We start from the raw sequence: 14,832 nt of genomic DNA on the forward strand, positions 1-14,832 counted from the left end.
CCCGCGAGCGCCGGCCCTAAAACCCCCCCGCGCCCGACCATAAAACCCCCCCCCCCACACCCCCCCCCCCCCCCCGGGGCGCCGCCCCCCGCCCCCCCCAACCACCACGCCCGCCCCCCCTTCGTGCTGTGCGAACGCATGTGCCGGGACAGTGCCGGGACACGGGTCGCCGTGCCGCCGTGGAGAGTTGGGAAAGCTGTGTTTGACTTGTCTCTCTGTGGGCATGTCGACAAAACGCCGAAGTGACTTCACTGGCTGCGGTATACCAGGTGTACCCAGGTTGTTGGTGGTGCGACGATGGACGTTATGGGGGACAAGGCAACTCTGTTGGATACAGGGCGTTTTGTGCAGCCTTCCGACCGGGAAGCGATCGATTCCAGACAGGGTGGAATCGGGACGGACCGGGGTGATACGGGACAGGCTGCTGAGGAGGCACGTACCCGCGCCGCCGCCGAGGCCGGTGAGGTCGAGGCGATGAGCGTCCTCGGGGCCATGCTGCTGCGCCGGGGCGATCTCGACGGAGCCGAGCCCCAGCTGCGGGCCGCCACCGCCGCCGGGGACCGGGCCGCCGCCAACAACCTCGGAGTCCTGCTGCACCAGCGCGGCTACGCCGACGAGGCCGCCGGATGGTGGCGGGTCGCCGCCGTCGCCGGATCAGCCGCCGCCGCGCACGCGCTCGGGCGGTACCACCGTGAGCGCGGCGACGAGCCGGCCGCCGAGTACTGGCTGCGCCAGTCCGCCGAACAGGGCCATGTGCTGGGCGCGTACGCCCTCGCCGATCTGCTGGAGCACCGCGGCGACGCCGCCGCCGAGCAGTGGATGCGGGCCGCCGCCGAACACGGCCACCGGGAGGCGGCGTACCGTCTCGCCCGCGAGCTGGACCGGCGGACGCTGCGCGAGGGGGCCGACAGCGGCGCCGGGCGGGCCTGCGCCCAGGAGGCCGAGCAGTGGTACCGGCAGGCCGCCGCGCGCGGGCACCGCCGGGCCGCGCTCCAGCTCGGCGCGATCCTGGAGCGGCGCGGCGAGCTGAAGGAGGCCGGGCGCTGGTATCTGACGTCCGCCAAGGACGGTGAGGCGCGGGCCGCCTGCGCGCTCGGGTTCCTGCTGCGCGACGCCGGGGACAGCGAGAACGCGGCCGTGTGGTGGCTCAGGGCCGCCCAGGACGGCGACGGCAACGCCGCCAACGCGCTGGGCGCGCTGCACGCCGAGCGCGGTGAGACCCAGACCGCCGAGCGCTGGTACCGGGCCGCGATGGACGCCGGGGACATCAACGGCGCCTACAACCTCGCGCTGCTCTGCGCCGAGCAGGGCCGCACCGCCCAGGCCGAGCAGTGGTACCGGCGCGCGGCCTACGCCGGGCACCGGGAGGCCGCCAACGCGCTCGCCATCCTGCTGCTCCAGGGCGGCGACACGACCGGCGCCGAGCCGTGGTTCTCCAAGGCGGCGGAGGCCGGGAGCGTCGACGCCGCCTTCAACCTCGGGATCCTGTACGCGGGCCGGGGCGCCGACACGGACGCCCTGGGCTGGTACGAGCGGGCCGCCTCCGCCGGGCACACCGACGCGGCGCTCCAGGTCGGCATCGCCCGGCTGCGCGAGGGCGACGAGCGCGAGGCCGAGCGGCATCTGCGGTGGGCCGCCGGCGGGGGCAGCGCGGAGGGGGCGTACCGGCTCGCCGCCGTGCTCGACGCCCGGCGCCCGCCCGTCTCGCCGCACGAACTGGGCGAGCCGGCGCACCGCAAGACCGAGTGCGAGGAGTGGTACGAGCGGGCCGCGTCCCAGGGGCACCGCCGGGCGCAGGTGCGGGTCGGCATGCTCGCCGCCGCGCGCGGCGATGTGGTGGAGGCGGCGCACTGGTACCGGGCCGCCGCCGAGGCCGGCTCCCGCAACGGCGCCTTCAACCTCGGGCTGCTGCTGGCCCGCGAGGGCAGCGAGCCCGAGGCGGCGGTGTGGTGGACCCGTGCCGCCGACGCCGGTCACGGCCGCGCGGCCCTGCGCCTCGCCCTCGTCTACGCCCGCCGCGGCGAACTGGCCGAGGGCCAGCGCTGGGCCGACCGCGCGGTCACCCTGGGCCCGGCCGAGGTGGCGGAACGGGCGGCACGGCTGCGGGACGCTCTGCGGGAGGAGTTGTCGGCGTGACGGGGTCCCCCGTGCGTCGGGCCCGCGCGGCCTGAGGGTCTCGCGGGGCGGTGGTTGTCGCGGAGGTTGTCGAGGGCCCGAACGTGCGCTTCGGCCGTGGGGCGGCAAGGAGTCGCCGTAGGAACACCTGGAGCCCTGACCCACCGGCCGACCGGCAAAGGCGCCGGGGTCTCCATGAGCCCGTATGGAGACCCCGGCGCCGGGACCGGTCGGCGGCGCAGCCGACCGGTGGCCTTGATCAGCCCACCCGTTCTCCATGGCTCGCCTCCCCGTGTTCTACCCGGGGCGGGGTGTTCCGTCGGGGGAGTCGGGCCGGCGGAGGGAGCGGCGGCCGGCCGGGCTCGACGGTCGTGTGCAGTTCGGGGCGGCGGGCGAGGAGTTCGGGGTGGGGTCGTCCTGACATGCCGTCAGGAATCGGTGCAGGGACCTCAGCAGGAGGAACAGGCTGTCGTCCTCGGCGTCCTTCGTGCCCTTGAGACCCGGCCGGTGTCGTTTCACCGTCGGGTCCCCTCGCCGTACTGCTGGGCGGCCCACTCGTCCTCCGGGCCCCAGTCCCCGGCGCCCTGGCCGTACTGGCCGCCGTCCGGGACCGTCCCGTTGCGCGGGGGCTGGACGGCGTGGTGGTTCGGGTGCGGCTGGTGGGCCCGGCCCGGATGGGCCTGCGCGGGGTGGCCCTGGTGGTGCGGGTGCGGAGGGGTCCGGCGCGGGCAGCAGGGTGGGGGTCGCCGTGGGGGGAGTGGCGGTGGGTGTGGGGGTGGGGGGCAGGGGCGAGGAGGAGGGAGCGTGCGGCGACTTGGGCGGTGCCGGGTGGGACACCGTCGGGCTGTCTCCCGCGGCGGGGGTCCCGTACCTCGATCGAGGGCCCCAGATCCAGCGGCCCGCCGTGGTCCACCAGGGCCCTGCCCGCCATCAGTCCGGCCCCTGCCAGGGCCGCGACCACGGTGATCGCCAGCTGGGCTTCCCGAAGCCTCTTCATGGGGAGAGTGTCCAGTCCAATCGAACAGTTGACTGAAAGGGGAGAGGACTCTCATTTCTTGAGTGCCGGATGGGGCGCTTGTGGTGGAGGCTCGGCGTTGTCTTGGTGTGCTGCCCGGAGATACGCGGGGGCGGGGGCGACCGCTCGGTAGCTTGCGGAGCTGGCTCGGCCGGGGGCTCAGTGCGTCGCCCATACGGCCACGTCACCGCGATTTGCCTCGTGGGACCCCGGTGACGTAACGTTCCATTCAGCGGCGCGGGGTGGAGCAGCTCGGTAGCTCGCTGGGCTCATAACCCAGAGGTCGCAGGTTCAAATCCTGTCCCCGCTACTGAAGATCCAGGGCCGGAATCCTTTCACAGGGTTCCGGCCCTCGGTGTTTGTGTGTGCGGTGCCGCCACCGAGGTCCGGACATGCCGAAGGGCCCCGGCGCCTGTGGGGTGCCGGGGCCCTTCGGGAGTCGGTCGCGGGCTACACGCTCGAACAGTTCGGGCAGATGCCGCGGTATGTCACCTCGACGCCCGAGACCGAGAAGCCGAAGCGCTCGGAGTCGGGGAGGTCGGCCAGTGGATTGCCGGTCGGGTGGACGTCCCGGATCGCGCCGCACTGGGCGCACACCAGGTGGTGGTGCGGCCGGTGCGCGTTGGGGTCGTAGCGCTTGGCCCGTTTGTCGGTGCTGACCTCAAGGATCTCGCCTAGCGAGACCAGCTCGCCGAGGGTGTTGTAGACCGTCGCGCGGGAGATCTCCGGCAGCTTGACCACGGCACGGGCGTGCACCTCGTCGGCGGTCAGGTGCACATGATCACCGGCGAGGACCTCGGCCACGACACGCCGCTGCGCGGTCATTCGCCATCCGCGTCCGCGCAGCCGTTCCAGAAGGTCACTCATGCAGACCACCTTAACAGCAAGGGGGCTAGGTCCTGAATAGGTGTGGCTTTAGAGTTCTGCTTGACTTAGACAGAGTCCATTGTAGGATCGAAAGTGATTTTGGGTCATGGAAAAGCGCAGCTGGAGGCAGACGTGACGCAGGGACCGCTCACGACGGAGGCCGGAGCCCCCGTCTCCGACAACCAGAACAGCGAGGCCGCGGGCATCGGCGGGCCGCTGCTGATCCAGGACCAGCTCCTGCTGGAGAAGCTGGCCCGCTTCAACCGGGAGCGGATCCCGGAGCGCGTGGTGCACGCCCGGGGCGCCGGTGCCTACGGCACCTTCACGGTGACGGCCGATGTCACCCCGTACACCCGCGCGGCGTTTCTCTCCGAGGTGGGCAAGGAGACCGAGGTCTTCCAGCGGGTCTCGACGGTGGCAGGCAATCTCGGCGCGGCGGACGCGGTGCGTGACCCGCGCGGCTGGGCGCTGAAGTTCTACACCGAGGACGGCAACTACGACCTCGTCGGCAACAACACCCCGGTCTTCTTCATCAAGGACGGGATCAAGTTCCCGGACTTCATCCACACCCAGAAGCGCGACCCGTACACCGGCTCCCAGGAGGCGGACAACGTGTGGGACTTCTGGGGGCTCAGCCCGGAGGCCACCCACCAGGTGACCTGGCTCTTCGGCGACCGCGGCATCCCCGCCTCGTACCGCCACATGAACGGCTACGGCTCGCACACCTACCAGTGGACGAACGAAGCCGGCGAGATCTTCTGGGTGAAGTACCACTTCAAGACCGACCAGGGCATCGAGAACCTCACCGCCAAGGACGCCGAGCTGCTGGCGGGCACGGACCCCGACTCGCACCAGCGGGATCTGCGCGAGGCCATCGAGCGCGGCGAGTTCCCGACCTGGACCGTGCAGGTGCAGATCATGCCGGAGGCGGACGCGGCGGCCTACCGCTTCAACCCGTTCGACCTCACCAGGATCTGGCCGCACGCGGACTACCCGCCGCTCACCATCGGCAGGCTGGAGCTGAACCGCAACCCGGAGAACGTCTTCGCCGAGGTCGAGCAGAGCATCTTCTCGCCGGCCCACTTCGTGCCCGGTATCGGCCCGTCGCCGGACAAGATGCTCCAGGCCCGGCTCTTCGCGTACGGCGACGCCCACCGCTACCGGGTCGGCATCAACGCGGATCAGCTCCCGGTGAACCGCCCGCACGCGACCGAGGCGCGCACCTACGGGCGGGACGGGCATCTGTACGACGGCCGCCACAAGGGCGCCAAGAACTACGAGCCGAACAGCTTCGGCGGCCCCTACCAGACCGACCGTCCGCTGTGGTCGGCCACGGCGGTCACCGGGACCACCGGCGAGCACCCGGCCCCGGCGCACGCCGAGGACAACGACTTCGTGCAGGCCGGTGACCTCTACCGGCTGATGTCCGAGGGCGAGAAGGAGCGGCTGATCGCCAATCTGGCGGGCTCGATCGCGGGTGTCTCGCGCGACGACATCGCCGAGCGCGCGATCGGCAACTTCCGCCGGGCGGACGAGGACTTCGGCAAGCGGCTGGAAGCCGCCGTCCAGGCCCTGCGCGGCTGACAGCCCGGCAGTACCGGAGCGCTTGCCGTGGCGGCGGGCCGGGTTCCCTCGGGGAGCCCGGCCCGTCCGGCGTTTCGCGGGGGCCGGGTCAGGCGGGGACCTGGTGGCGGTGCGGGGCCCAGCAGCGGATGATGTCGCGGACCGAGACGATCCCGGCCGGTCCCTCGCGGTCCAGCACGATCAGATGGCGGAAGCCGCCGTGGGTCATCGCGGACGCGGCCTCCTCCAGGGTCCAGGCCGGGGCCGCGAAGACGATGTCGGTGGTGGTGTGGGCGTGGGCGCGCTCGACGTCCGGGTCCTGACCCAGACCGACGGAGACCAGGATGTCGCGCTCGGTGAGTATGCCGATCCCGCCGGCGTCGGGGTCATGGACCACCGCCGCGCCGACGCGGCGCGCGGACATCAGCGCGGCGGCCTGGCGGAGGGTGTGGTCGGGACCGATCGTGAGGACCACGGTGGTCATGGCGTCTCGGACGAGCATGGGCTGGAGCCACCTCCTTGGGAGATCCCCGCCCCTTGGTTCATCTGGTTCACCCGGTGCACCTCGTGCGGTTCATGGGGTGCGGTTCATCTGTTCATCGTTTCACAAATTCACAAGGGTGGGGCCTTCAGAGTCGCAGGCAAAGGGGAAGTCAACAAGGGGGCGCGTGGCGCTTGCCGTGGGGCGCGTGGGGGTGCGGGTGCGCCCGGGTCAGCGGCGGTTGTTGAGGTAGCCGAGCAGTTCGTCGTGGAGCAGGCCGTTGGAGGCGGCGGCGTTGGTGCCGTGCGGGCCCGGCCGCCCGTCCAGGCCGGTGAAGGTGCCGCCGGCCTCGGTGACCACGATCGCGTTCGCCGCCATGTCCCACAGCGACAGCTCGGGCTCGGCGCACAGGTCGAGGGAGCCCTCGGCGACCATCATGTACGGCCAGAAGTCACCGTAGGCGCGGGTGCGCCAGACGTCCCTGGTCAGATCGAGGAACCCGGGCAGCCGGCCCTGCTCCTCCCAGCCGGTCAGCGAGGAGTACCCGAAGGAGGCGTCCGCGAGCCGGGCCACGCCGGAGACATGCATCCGGGACGCGGAGGTGAGACTGCGGCCGGTGAAGGCGCCGTGTCCCTTCGCGGCCCACCAGCGGCGGCCGAGCGCGGGGGCGGAGACGAGACCGACGACGGGCTGGAAGCCGCCCTCGGCCGCCTCCATCAGGGAGATCAGCGTGGCCCAGACGGGGACACCGCGGACGTAGTTCTTGGTGCCGTCGATCGGGTCGATGACCCAGCGCCGGGGACCGGTGCCCGCGACCCCGTACTCCTCGCCGAGCACCGCGTCGCGAGGACGGGCGCGCTGGAGCTGGCCGCGGATGAACTCCTCGACCGCCTTGTCCGCCTCGCTCACCGGGGTCAGGTCCGGCTTGGTCTCCACCTTGAGGTCGAGGGCCTTGAATCGGTCCATGGTGATGGCGTCGGCGGCGTCCGCGAGGACGTGGGCGAGGCGGAGGTCGTCGAGGTAGTCGGGCATGTGGCGAACGGTATCCGTCCCGGCCGGCAACGGGCCACGCGGGGCGGAGCGCGGCGCGGTGTGGCGGGGGTGGGTATGGCGTACGAACAGGCGTGCCACCCCCCGTCTCCGACGGGAACCCTTGACAGTGCTGGTCGGCGCGTCAAATCTGGGCGCAGTGCCGTTCCCCCTGGGAGCCGATGATGCCTGCCGCTCGGGAATCCCTGCTCGATGCCGCCTATACCGCCCTGGCGCTGCGGCCGTGGTCGGCGGTGCGGATGGTGGATGTGGCGGCGGCGGCCGGGGTGTCCCGGCAGACGCTGTACAACGAGTTCGGCAGCAAGGACGGGCTGGCCCGCGCCCTCGTCCGCCGGGAGGCCGACGGCTATCTCGCCGGTGTCGAACGCGCCCTCGCCACCCCGCTGGACGCCCGTGAGCGGCTCACCGCCACCGCCGAGTGGACCACCCGCGCCGCCCGCGAGAACGCGCTGGTCAAGGCCATGCTCACCGGCTGCTGGAGCGAGCGGCTGCCCGCACCCTCCCTCGCCGCCGTGCCCTCCTCCTCGGCCGTGCCCGCCCAGCGCCGCGCCGACGGTCCGCTGCCCTCGCCCGGCGACTTCGTGACCCTCGTGCGGGACCGGGCCGTCGCCGTGCTGCTGGGACACGGGGCCCGGCCCCGGGGCGATGCCGCCGAACTGACCTGGTGCTGTGAGCTGGCGGTACGGCTCGCGCTGTCCTGTGTCGCCGCGCCGCCCGGGGAGGGCGGGGTCGCCCAGCTCGTCCGGGGGGTGCTCGCGCGCCGGCCCGGCGAGGAGGTCAGTGCGCCGACCCCGACAGCTGAAGGCCGATCACGCCGAGGATCACCAGGCTGATCGAGATGAGCTTCAGCGTCGAGACCAGATCGCCGAGGAAGACCATGCCGTAGATCGCCGTGCCCGCCGCGCCGATCCCGGTCCACACCGCGTACGCCGGACCCACGTCCAGCTTCTTCAGGGCCAGGGTGAGCAGACCGAAGCTGCCCAGGGCGAAGATGCAGAAGGCGACGGTCGGCCAGAGCCGGGTGAATCCGTGCGACAGCTTGAGGCAGACGGCGAAGCCGGTTTCGAGCAGCCCCGCAACGATGACCAGCAGCCACGCCATGTGCAATCCTCCCGTAACTCCACGTTCTGTGACGTTCTGTGACCGCTTGTCAGACTTTACTCGGGCTTGGGATACGGCTGTTGCGATTATGCCCTTACCGGACCTGCAACACCGCAAACAACGCCAAGGTCAATGACCTTCCCGCACCTTCGATCCTGCGATTCCCGCTCAGTCGCCGTCCCGGCGCTCCCGCGTCGACAGCAGCCGCCGCAGCGAGTACAGCCGGGCCGGGTCCGCGTGCCCATCGGCCACCCACTGGTCCAGCGCGCAGTCCGGCTCGTCGTGGCTGCACCCGCGCGGGCAGTTCACCGTGCCGGGCTCCAGGTCGGGGAAGGCGAGGATGACCCGGGACGGATCGATGTGCGCCAGGCCGAAGGACCGCAGGCCCGGGGTGTCGATCACCCATCCGTCCGAGTCGCCCAGCGGCAGGGCCAGCGCCGACGTGGTGGTGTGCCGCCCCCGGCCGGTCACCGCGTTGACATGGCCGGTCAGCCGCCGCCGGTCCTCCGGCACCAGCGCGTTGACCAGGGTCGTCTTGCCGACACCGGAGTGCCCGATGAACGCCGTGACCTTGCCCGCCAGCTGCTCCACGACCCGCCCCAGCGCCGCCCCGCTCTCCAGCTCCTCCCGGCTGGTCACCACGAACGGGATGTCCAGATCGCCGTACAGCTCCCACAGCTTGTCCGGCGAGGCCAGGTCCGACTTGGTCATCACCAGCAGCGGCTCCAGGCCGCCGTCGTACGCCGCCACCAGGCAGCGGTCGATCAGCCGGGGGCGGGGTTCGGGGTCGGCGAGGGCGGTGACGATGGCGAGCTGATCGGCGTTGGCGACGACCACCCGCTCGTAGGGATCGTCGTCGTCCGCCGTGCGGCGCAGCACCGAGGTGCGTTCCTCGATCCGCACGATCCGCGCGAGGGTGTCCTTCTTGCCGGACAGATCGCCGACGAGGGCCACCCGGTCGCCGACCACCGCCGCCTTGCGGCCCAGTTCACGGGCCTTCATCGCCATCACCGTGCGGCCCTCGACCAGACAGGTCAGGCGGCCCCGGTCGACCGTGAGGACCATGCCCCAGGAGGCTTCCTCGTGCTTGGGGCGGGTGTGCGTACGCGGCCGGGTGCCCTTGCGGTTGGGGCGTGAGCGGATGTCGTCCTCGTCGGTGTGCTTGCCGTAGCGGCGCATGGCGTGACCCCTATGCCCCGAGCATCCCGGTCCACAGGTCGGGGAAGTCCGGCAGGGTCTTCGCCGTCGTCGCCACGTTCTCGATCTGTACGTCCTTCACCGCCAGGCCGATGATCGCGCCCGCGGTCGCCATCCGGTGGTCCTCGTACGTGTGGAAGATCCCGCCGTGCAACGTGCGCGGGCGGATGCGCAGACCGTCGGCGGTCTCCTTGACATCGCCGCCCAGGTCGTTGATCTCCTTGGTGAGGGCGGCCAGCCGGTCCGTCTCGTGCAGCCGCAGATGGGCCACGCCCCGCAGGGTGGACGGGGAGTCGGCCAACGCCGCCACCGCCGCGATGCCGGGGGTCAGCTCACCGACCTCGCTCAGGTCCACGTCCACGCCATGGATGGCACCCGAACCCGTGAACTCCAGCCCGTAGTCGGTCAATTCGCAGGAACCGCCCATTTCGGTGAAGATCTCCCGCAGCCGGTCACCGGGCTGGGTGGTCCGGGCGGGCCAGTCCGGGATCAGCACCTTGCCGCCGGTCACCAGCGCCGCCGCCAGGAACGGCTGCGCGTTCGACAGGTCCGGCTCGATGGTCAGATCACGGCCCAGCAGCGCGCCCGGCGTGACCCGCCAGACGTTGCGCTCGCCGCCCGACTCCGGGGTGTCCACCTGGGCGCCGACCGCGCGCAGCATGTCGACGGTCATCCGGATGTGCGGCATCGAGGGCAGCGCGGAGCCGATGTGCCGGACCTCCACGCCCTGGTTGAAACGCGGGCCGGACAGCAGCAGCGCGGAGACGAACTGCGACGAGGAGGACGCGTCGATCTCCACCGGGCCGCCCTCCAGCGCACCCGAGCCGTGCACGGTCAGCGGCAGTGCCCCGCGCCCGTCGTCGTCGATGCGGGCCCCGAGCACCCGCAGCGCGTCGATCACGCCGTGCAGGGGACGCTCGTACGACCTCGGGTCGCCGTCGAAGCGGACGGGGCCCTCGGCGAGGGCGGCGACCGGCGGCAGGAAGCGCATCACCGTGCCGGCGTTGCCGACGTCCACGGTGGCGTCGCCGCGCAGGCCGACCGGCAGCACCCGCCAGGCCTCGCCGGAGCCGTCGGGGCCCACGCCCTCCTCGATGCCGACGCCCATCGCGCGCAGGGCGCCGGCCATCAGCAGGGTGTCGCGGGAGCGCAGGGGGCGGCGCAGCCAGCCGGGCTCGGAGGCGAGGGAGGCGAGGACGAGGGCGCGGTTGGTGACCGACTTGGACCCCGGCACGTGGACCGTCGCGCGGACGGCTCCGCTCGCGTGCGGGGCGGGCCAGAGGGCGGTGTTCGTGGTGTTGGGGACCATAGGGCCAACCTTATAAGGGGCAAGGGGGGCGTGGATTTTCGTCCACCTCCGAGCGGGGGGCGAGCCGGGGCCGACCGGGCCCGCGCGGCGGAGTCGCGGATCGATACCGCCTCGTCCCCACTGGAGTCGCGGATCGATCCACGGCCGCGTCTCCCTGGAACCGGGTATCGAGATGGCCGCGTCTCCCTGGAACCGGGTATCGAGACGGCCGCGTCTCCCTGGAGCCCGGGACCGAGACGGCCGCGTCTCCCTGGAGCCACCGCCTCACAGCTCCAGCAGCCAGCGCCCCCCGCCGATCAGCGAGCACAGCGACACCGCGTGGAACAGGAAGAACCACAGCCCCGCCGGGACGTGCGTCAGCCGGGACAGCTGGTCCGCGTCCGAGTCGCCCGCGCCGCCGCGCGACCGCTTGGCCTGGAGTTCGAAGGCCGGGCGCACCCCTCCCACCAGCAGGAACCACACCACCGCGTACGCGAAGGCGGCCTGCACCTGGGGTCCGGCCAGCCAGGACACCAGCAGGAAGGTGCCGCCGCTGACGACCACCGTCAGGACGCCGTACGCGTTGCGGATCATCACCAGCATCGCCAGCAGCAGGGCCGTCGCCAGCCATAGCAGCAGCGTGATGCGGCCGGAGCCGAGGAGCGCGGCGCCGCCGAGGCCGAGCAGGGGCGGGGCGGTGTAGCCCGCGGCGGCGGTGAGGATCATGCCGATGCCGTGCGGCTTGCCCCGGCTGACGGTCAGGCCGCTGGTGTCGGAGTGCAGCCGGATGCCGGTCAGGGTGCGGCCGGTCAGCAGCGCGATCAGCCCGTGGCCGCCCTCGTGGGCGATGGTGATCGCGTTGCGGGATATCCGCCACGGGGTGTGCGGGACGACGACGGCGAGGACGACGGCCAGCGTGCCGAGCACCACCCAGAGGTCGGGGGCGGGCTGCGTACCGGTGAGTTCGTCCCAGAGCGAGGTCGCTGTCGTGCTGTCCATGGGTCCGGGGCGCTCCCTGTCTCCGTACGGGATCTGGCAGTGTGGCACGCATGTGCGGAAGGTATGCATCGAGTCGTGGACCCGAGGATCTCGCAGGAATCTTTGAGGTCGAGAAGCGGGAGCCCGAGGAGACCCTCGCCCCCGACTACAACGTCGCCCCGACCAAAGAGGTCTACGCGGTCCTGGACCGTGCCCTCAAAGACGCGGAGGACCCCCGTCCGGTTCGCCAGCTGCGCAAGCTGAAGTGGGGACTGGTGCCGTCCTGGGCCAAGACGCCCGAGGGCGCGGCCCGGATGATCAACGCCCGCGCGGAGACCGTGCACGAGAAGCCGTCCTTCCGTCGCGCCTTCGCCGCCCGGCGCTGCATCCTGCCCGCCGACGGCTACTACGAGTGGGTCACCGGCAAGGACGAGCGGGACCTGGAGGTGGAGGGGAAGAAGAAGCGGCCCCGCAAGCAGCCGTACTTCGTGCTGCCCGCCGACGGCTCGGTCTTCGCGATGGCGGGGCTGTACGAGTTCTGGCGGGACCGCACCCTGCCCGACGAGCATCCGCTGGCCTGGTGGGTGACCTGCTCGGTGATCACCACGGAGGCGGAGACCACCCCGCTGGCCGTGGCCCCCGCCGACGGGCCCCATGTCCTCGCCGACATCCACCCCCGGATGCCGCTGATGCTCACCCCGGACCGCTGGGACGCCTGGCTGGACCCGTCCCGCACCGACCCCGAGGACCTCCGCTCCCTGCTCACCCCGCCGCCGCCCGGCCTGATGCGCGCGTACCCGGTCTCCACGGCGGTCAGCAATGTCCGCAACAACGGACCGGACCTGCTGAAGGAACTCGCGGGGCCCGAGGAGGGCACACTGTTCTGAATCCGGGTGCTGCATCCGGGTTCAGAATCTGATCCGAAACGGGCGGCGAGAGCGGGCGGCGACGACGTGACCAGCGAAAAGGGCAGAGCCCAGAAAGCCGCGGCGGCTGCCGCGACCGCCGAGACCGCGACCGCCGAGACCGTGACGGCCGAGACCGCGGCCGTCAAGACCGCGACCGTCGAGATCGAGACCGTCGAGACCGAGGCCGGCACCGCCCGGATCACCTGGCACCCCGCGCCCCGGCCCCGCCTTGTGCTCGCCGTCAGTCATGGGGCGGGCGGAGGCATCGACGCGCGGGACCTCCAGGCGCTCGCGCACACCCTTCCGGCCCATCGGGTGACCGTCGCCCTCGTGGAGCAGCCCTGGCGGGTGGCCGGGAAGAAGGTGGCGCCCGCGCCCAGGACGCTGGACGTGGGGTGGCGCGGGGTGTGGCCCGCCCTGGTGGCGCGAGGGCTGCCGGTGATCTCCGGGGGCCGCAGCGCGGGCGCCCGGGTGGCCTGCCGTACGGCGTCGGAGCTGGGCGCGGCCGGGGTGCTCGCACTCAGTTTCCCGCTGCATCCGCCGGGCCGGCCGGAGAAGTCGCGCGCCGCCGAGCTGCTCGGGGCCGGGGTGCCCACGCTCGTCGTACAGGGCGGCAACGATCCGTTCGGGCGGCCCGGGGAGTTTCCCGGCGGGGACTACGAACTGGTGGAGGTACCGGCCGCCGATCATGGGCTGGCCGTGCCCAGGAGGGCCGGGATCAGCCAGGACGAGGCAGTGACGATCATCACGGACCGGGTGGCCGCCTGGGCCTCGGGCCTGCGCTGACGGGGCGGGAATGCCAGGGCTTTGCCTGCTGTTGAAGGCGGACAGAAGGGCCGGGGCACCGGTACCGACGTCGTGGAGAGGAAGTCCGCCGCATGGGTTCGACCGTTTGCCCGCCCGTCTCCCGCCACCACCCCGTGGACGGGCCGCTCCCGGCGGAGCTGGATTCGAGCCGCGCCTCGCACACCGATCTGGAGTGGTCGGTGCTGCACGCGGCCAAGACCGCTCCGATTCGAGCGGCGAGCGGACCGGATCGTCGTCTATCCTCCGATTCTGGTGGGACCGGGTTCGGTCCTGCCCAGAAACTTGAGGAGGTGGGTCCGGTTCCCGGTACCGAGGCAGGGACCGACTACGGCCAGGCGGAGCAGCCCGAGGGCCGGGGCAGCGGCGCGGAGTCGACCGCGGAGCGCAGCGCGCGCTTCGAGCGGGACGCGCTGGAGTTCCTCGACCAGATGTATTCGGCCGCGCTGCGCATGACGCGCAATCCGGCCGACGCCGAGGACCTCGTGCAGGAGACCTACGCCAAGGCGTACGCGTCCTTCCACCAGTTCCGTGAGGGCACCAACCTCAAGGCATGGCTGTACCGGATCCTCACCAACACCTTCATCAACTCGTACCGCAAGAAGCAGCGCGAGCCGCAGCGCTCCGCCGCCGAGGAGATCGAGGACTGGCAGCTCGCCCGCGCCGAGTCGCACATGTCGACCGGTCTGCGCTCCGCGGAGTCGCAGGCGCTGGACCATCTGCCCGACTCGGACGTGAAGGAAGCGCTCCAGGCGATTCCCGAGGAATTCCGTATCGCCGTCTATCTCGCCGACGTAGAGGGCTTTGCGTACAAGGAGATCGCGGACATCATGGGGACACCCATCGGCACGGTGATGTCCCGGCTGCACCGGGGCCGCCGGCAACTGCGCGGCATGCTGGAGGACTACGCCCGTGAGCGCGGGCTCGTCCCGGCCGGTGCCGGAGAGTCGAACGAAGCGAAAGGCTCGGGCTCATGAGCTGCGGAGAGCCGCACGACACTGATTGCAGCGAGGTGCTCGACCATCTCTACGAGTTCCTCGACAGCGAGATGCCGGACGTCGACCGCGACAAGTTCCGGCAGCACTTCGAGGAATGCTCGCCGTGCCTGGAGAAGTACGGCCTGGAGCAGGCCGTGAAGAAGCTGGTCAAGCGGTGCTGCGGCCATGACGACGTGCCCGCCGATCTGCGGGCCAAGGTCATGGGGCGGCTGGAGCTGATCCGCTCCGGGCAGATCGTGCCGGAGCGCGAGGCGACCCCGACCGCGACCCCCGCACCGCAGGAGTCCTGACCGCGAGCCGTGAGGTGACGCCTCCCGGCGACGCAGTTCTGAACCGCCCTTCCTGACCGTCGGGGCCCGGGGTACCCCCGGGCGGGGGGGGGTGGCACCAACCGGGGAAAAAACGGGGGTTACCCCCCCCGGGCCCCCCCGGCCCGGCCAGGGGAGCGGGCCCGGGCCGCGCCCGGG

The 14,832-nt window shown here is 72.0% G+C and carries 14 protein-coding genes and 1 tRNA gene; 8 read left to right on the plus strand and 7 right to left on the minus strand.

The genetic code is table 11. From position 1 onward, the window contains the following. Positions 1-297: 297 nt before the first annotated feature. Both ACFXAZ_RS27670 and ACFXAZ_RS27675 read left to right on the plus strand, forming a co-directional pair. Entirely contained in the window at positions 298-2,136 is a 1,839-nt protein-coding gene (locus ACFXAZ_RS27670; protein ID WP_384596724.1) for a sel1 repeat family protein, read from the plus strand. A gap of 1,230 nt (positions 2,137-3,366) precedes the next feature. Beyond that, a tRNA-Met gene (locus ACFXAZ_RS27675) sits at positions 3,367-3,440 on the plus strand. A 140-nt stretch (positions 3,441-3,580) separates the two neighbouring features. On the opposite strand, the gene ACFXAZ_RS27680 is transcribed toward ACFXAZ_RS27675, so the two are convergent. Next, positions 3,581-3,997 carry a Fur family transcriptional regulator gene (locus tag ACFXAZ_RS27680; protein WP_384596726.1) on the minus strand — a complete coding sequence of 139 codons (417 nt, stop codon included), beginning with the start codon at positions 3,995-3,997 and terminating at the stop codon, positions 3,581-3,583. A 132-nt stretch (positions 3,998-4,129) separates the two neighbouring features. On the opposite strand from ACFXAZ_RS27680, the gene ACFXAZ_RS27685 reads away from it, so the two are divergent. Next, positions 4,130-5,581 (plus strand): catalase, encoded by a 1,452-nt coding sequence (locus tag ACFXAZ_RS27685; protein WP_384596728.1) that lies wholly within the window; start codon positions 4,130-4,132, stop codon positions 5,579-5,581. An 88-nt stretch (positions 5,582-5,669) separates the two neighbouring features. On the opposite strand, the gene ACFXAZ_RS27690 is transcribed toward ACFXAZ_RS27685, so the two are convergent. Together ACFXAZ_RS27690 and hisN are read right to left on the minus strand one after the other, a co-directional pair. Then, positions 5,670-6,062: a cyclic nucleotide-binding/CBS domain-containing protein gene (locus ACFXAZ_RS27690; RefSeq protein WP_384596730.1), complete on the minus strand. Its 393-nt coding sequence runs from the start codon at positions 6,060-6,062 to the stop codon at positions 5,670-5,672. A gap of 210 nt (positions 6,063-6,272) precedes the next feature. Next, on the minus strand, positions 6,273-7,073 hold the full coding sequence (gene hisN, locus ACFXAZ_RS27695; RefSeq protein ID WP_382685072.1) for a histidinol-phosphatase: 801 nt from the start codon (positions 7,071-7,073) through the stop codon (positions 6,273-6,275). A 179-nt stretch (positions 7,074-7,252) separates the two neighbouring features. On the opposite strand from hisN, the gene ACFXAZ_RS27700 reads away from it, so the two are divergent. Beyond that, a complete protein-coding gene (locus ACFXAZ_RS27700) occupies positions 7,253-7,924 on the plus strand; it encodes a TetR/AcrR family transcriptional regulator (protein ID WP_384596732.1) in 672 nt (223 codons plus the stop codon). Here the strand turns inward: ACFXAZ_RS27700 and ACFXAZ_RS27705 are convergent. From ACFXAZ_RS27705 to ACFXAZ_RS27720, 4 genes are all read right to left on the minus strand, one after another. After that, a complete protein-coding gene (locus tag ACFXAZ_RS27705; RefSeq protein ID WP_382685074.1) occupies positions 7,869-8,192 on the minus strand; it encodes a DMT family transporter in 324 nt (107 codons plus the stop codon). The two genes, ACFXAZ_RS27700 and ACFXAZ_RS27705, sit on opposite strands and share 56 nt — an antisense overlap. A gap of 168 nt (positions 8,193-8,360) precedes the next feature. Further along, on the minus strand, positions 8,361-9,371 hold the full coding sequence (gene rsgA / locus ACFXAZ_RS27710) for a ribosome small subunit-dependent GTPase A (RefSeq protein WP_384596734.1): 1,011 nt from the start codon (positions 9,369-9,371) through the stop codon (positions 8,361-8,363). Between the two features lie 10 nt (positions 9,372-9,381). Continuing rightward, entirely contained in the window at positions 9,382-10,698 is a 1,317-nt protein-coding gene (aroA, locus tag ACFXAZ_RS27715) for a 3-phosphoshikimate 1-carboxyvinyltransferase (protein WP_384596736.1), read from the minus strand. Between the two features lie 264 nt (positions 10,699-10,962). Continuing rightward, a complete protein-coding gene (locus ACFXAZ_RS27720; protein ID WP_384596738.1) occupies positions 10,963-11,676 on the minus strand; it encodes a M50 family metallopeptidase in 714 nt (237 codons plus the stop codon). 50 nt (positions 11,677-11,726) lie between these two features. Between ACFXAZ_RS27720 and ACFXAZ_RS27725 the strand changes: the two genes are divergently transcribed. From ACFXAZ_RS27725 to rsrA, 4 genes are all read left to right on the plus strand, one after another. Beyond that, positions 11,727-12,542, plus strand: a complete 816-nt coding sequence (locus ACFXAZ_RS27725) for an SOS response-associated peptidase (protein ID WP_384596740.1) — start codon at positions 11,727-11,729, stop codon at positions 12,540-12,542. Positions 12,543-12,683: 141 nt separating this feature from the next. Further along, positions 12,684-13,349, plus strand: coding sequence for an alpha/beta family hydrolase (locus ACFXAZ_RS27730; protein ID WP_384596764.1), 666 nt, complete (start codon positions 12,684-12,686; stop codon positions 13,347-13,349). A gap of 311 nt (positions 13,350-13,660) precedes the next feature. Further along, positions 13,661-14,344: an RNA polymerase sigma factor SigR gene (gene sigR, locus ACFXAZ_RS27735; RefSeq protein WP_384596766.1), complete on the plus strand. Its 684-nt coding sequence runs from the start codon at positions 13,661-13,663 to the stop codon at positions 14,342-14,344. After that, entirely contained in the window at positions 14,341-14,655 is a 315-nt protein-coding gene (gene rsrA, locus ACFXAZ_RS27740; RefSeq protein ID WP_384596742.1) for a mycothiol system anti-sigma-R factor, read from the plus strand. Before sigR ends, rsrA begins: the two co-directional genes overlap by 4 nt. Positions 14,656-14,832 lie beyond the last annotated feature (177 nt).

The sequence above is a fragment of the Streptomyces sp. NPDC059477 genome (assembly GCF_042749375.1).
In the GTDB taxonomy this organism is placed as follows: domain Bacteria; phylum Actinomycetota; class Actinomycetes; order Streptomycetales; family Streptomycetaceae; genus Streptomyces.

Excerpts from the sequence above, each read along its gene's own strand:
- ACFXAZ_RS27670 (WP_384596724.1), top strand. The coding sequence starts at position 298 with ATGGACGTTATGGGGGACAAGGCAACTCTGTTGGATACAGGGCGTTTT.
- rsrA (WP_384596742.1), top strand. The coding sequence starts at position 14,341 with ATGAGCTGCGGAGAGCCGCACGACACTGATTGCAGCGAGGTGCTCGAC.
- rsgA (WP_384596734.1), bottom strand. The coding sequence starts at position 9,371 with ATGCGCCGCTACGGCAAGCACACCGACGAGGACGACATCCGCTCACGC.
- ACFXAZ_RS27705 (WP_382685074.1), bottom strand. The coding sequence starts at position 8,192 with ATGGCGTGGCTGCTGGTCATCGTTGCGGGGCTGCTCGAAACCGGCTTC.
- aroA (WP_384596736.1), bottom strand. The coding sequence starts at position 10,698 with ATGGTCCCCAACACCACGAACACCGCCCTCTGGCCCGCCCCGCACGCG.
- ACFXAZ_RS27680 (WP_384596726.1), bottom strand. The coding sequence starts at position 3,997 with ATGAGTGACCTTCTGGAACGGCTGCGCGGACGCGGATGGCGAATGACC.
- ACFXAZ_RS27720 (WP_384596738.1), bottom strand. The coding sequence starts at position 11,676 with ATGGACAGCACGACAGCGACCTCGCTCTGGGACGAACTCACCGGTACG.
- ACFXAZ_RS27700 (WP_384596732.1), top strand. The coding sequence starts at position 7,253 with ATGATGCCTGCCGCTCGGGAATCCCTGCTCGATGCCGCCTATACCGCC.
- hisN (WP_382685072.1), bottom strand. The coding sequence starts at position 7,073 with ATGCCCGACTACCTCGACGACCTCCGCCTCGCCCACGTCCTCGCGGAC.
- ACFXAZ_RS27690 (WP_384596730.1), bottom strand. The coding sequence starts at position 6,062 with ATGCTCGTCCGAGACGCCATGACCACCGTGGTCCTCACGATCGGTCCC.
- ACFXAZ_RS27725 (WP_384596740.1), top strand. The coding sequence starts at position 11,727 with ATGTGCGGAAGGTATGCATCGAGTCGTGGACCCGAGGATCTCGCAGGA.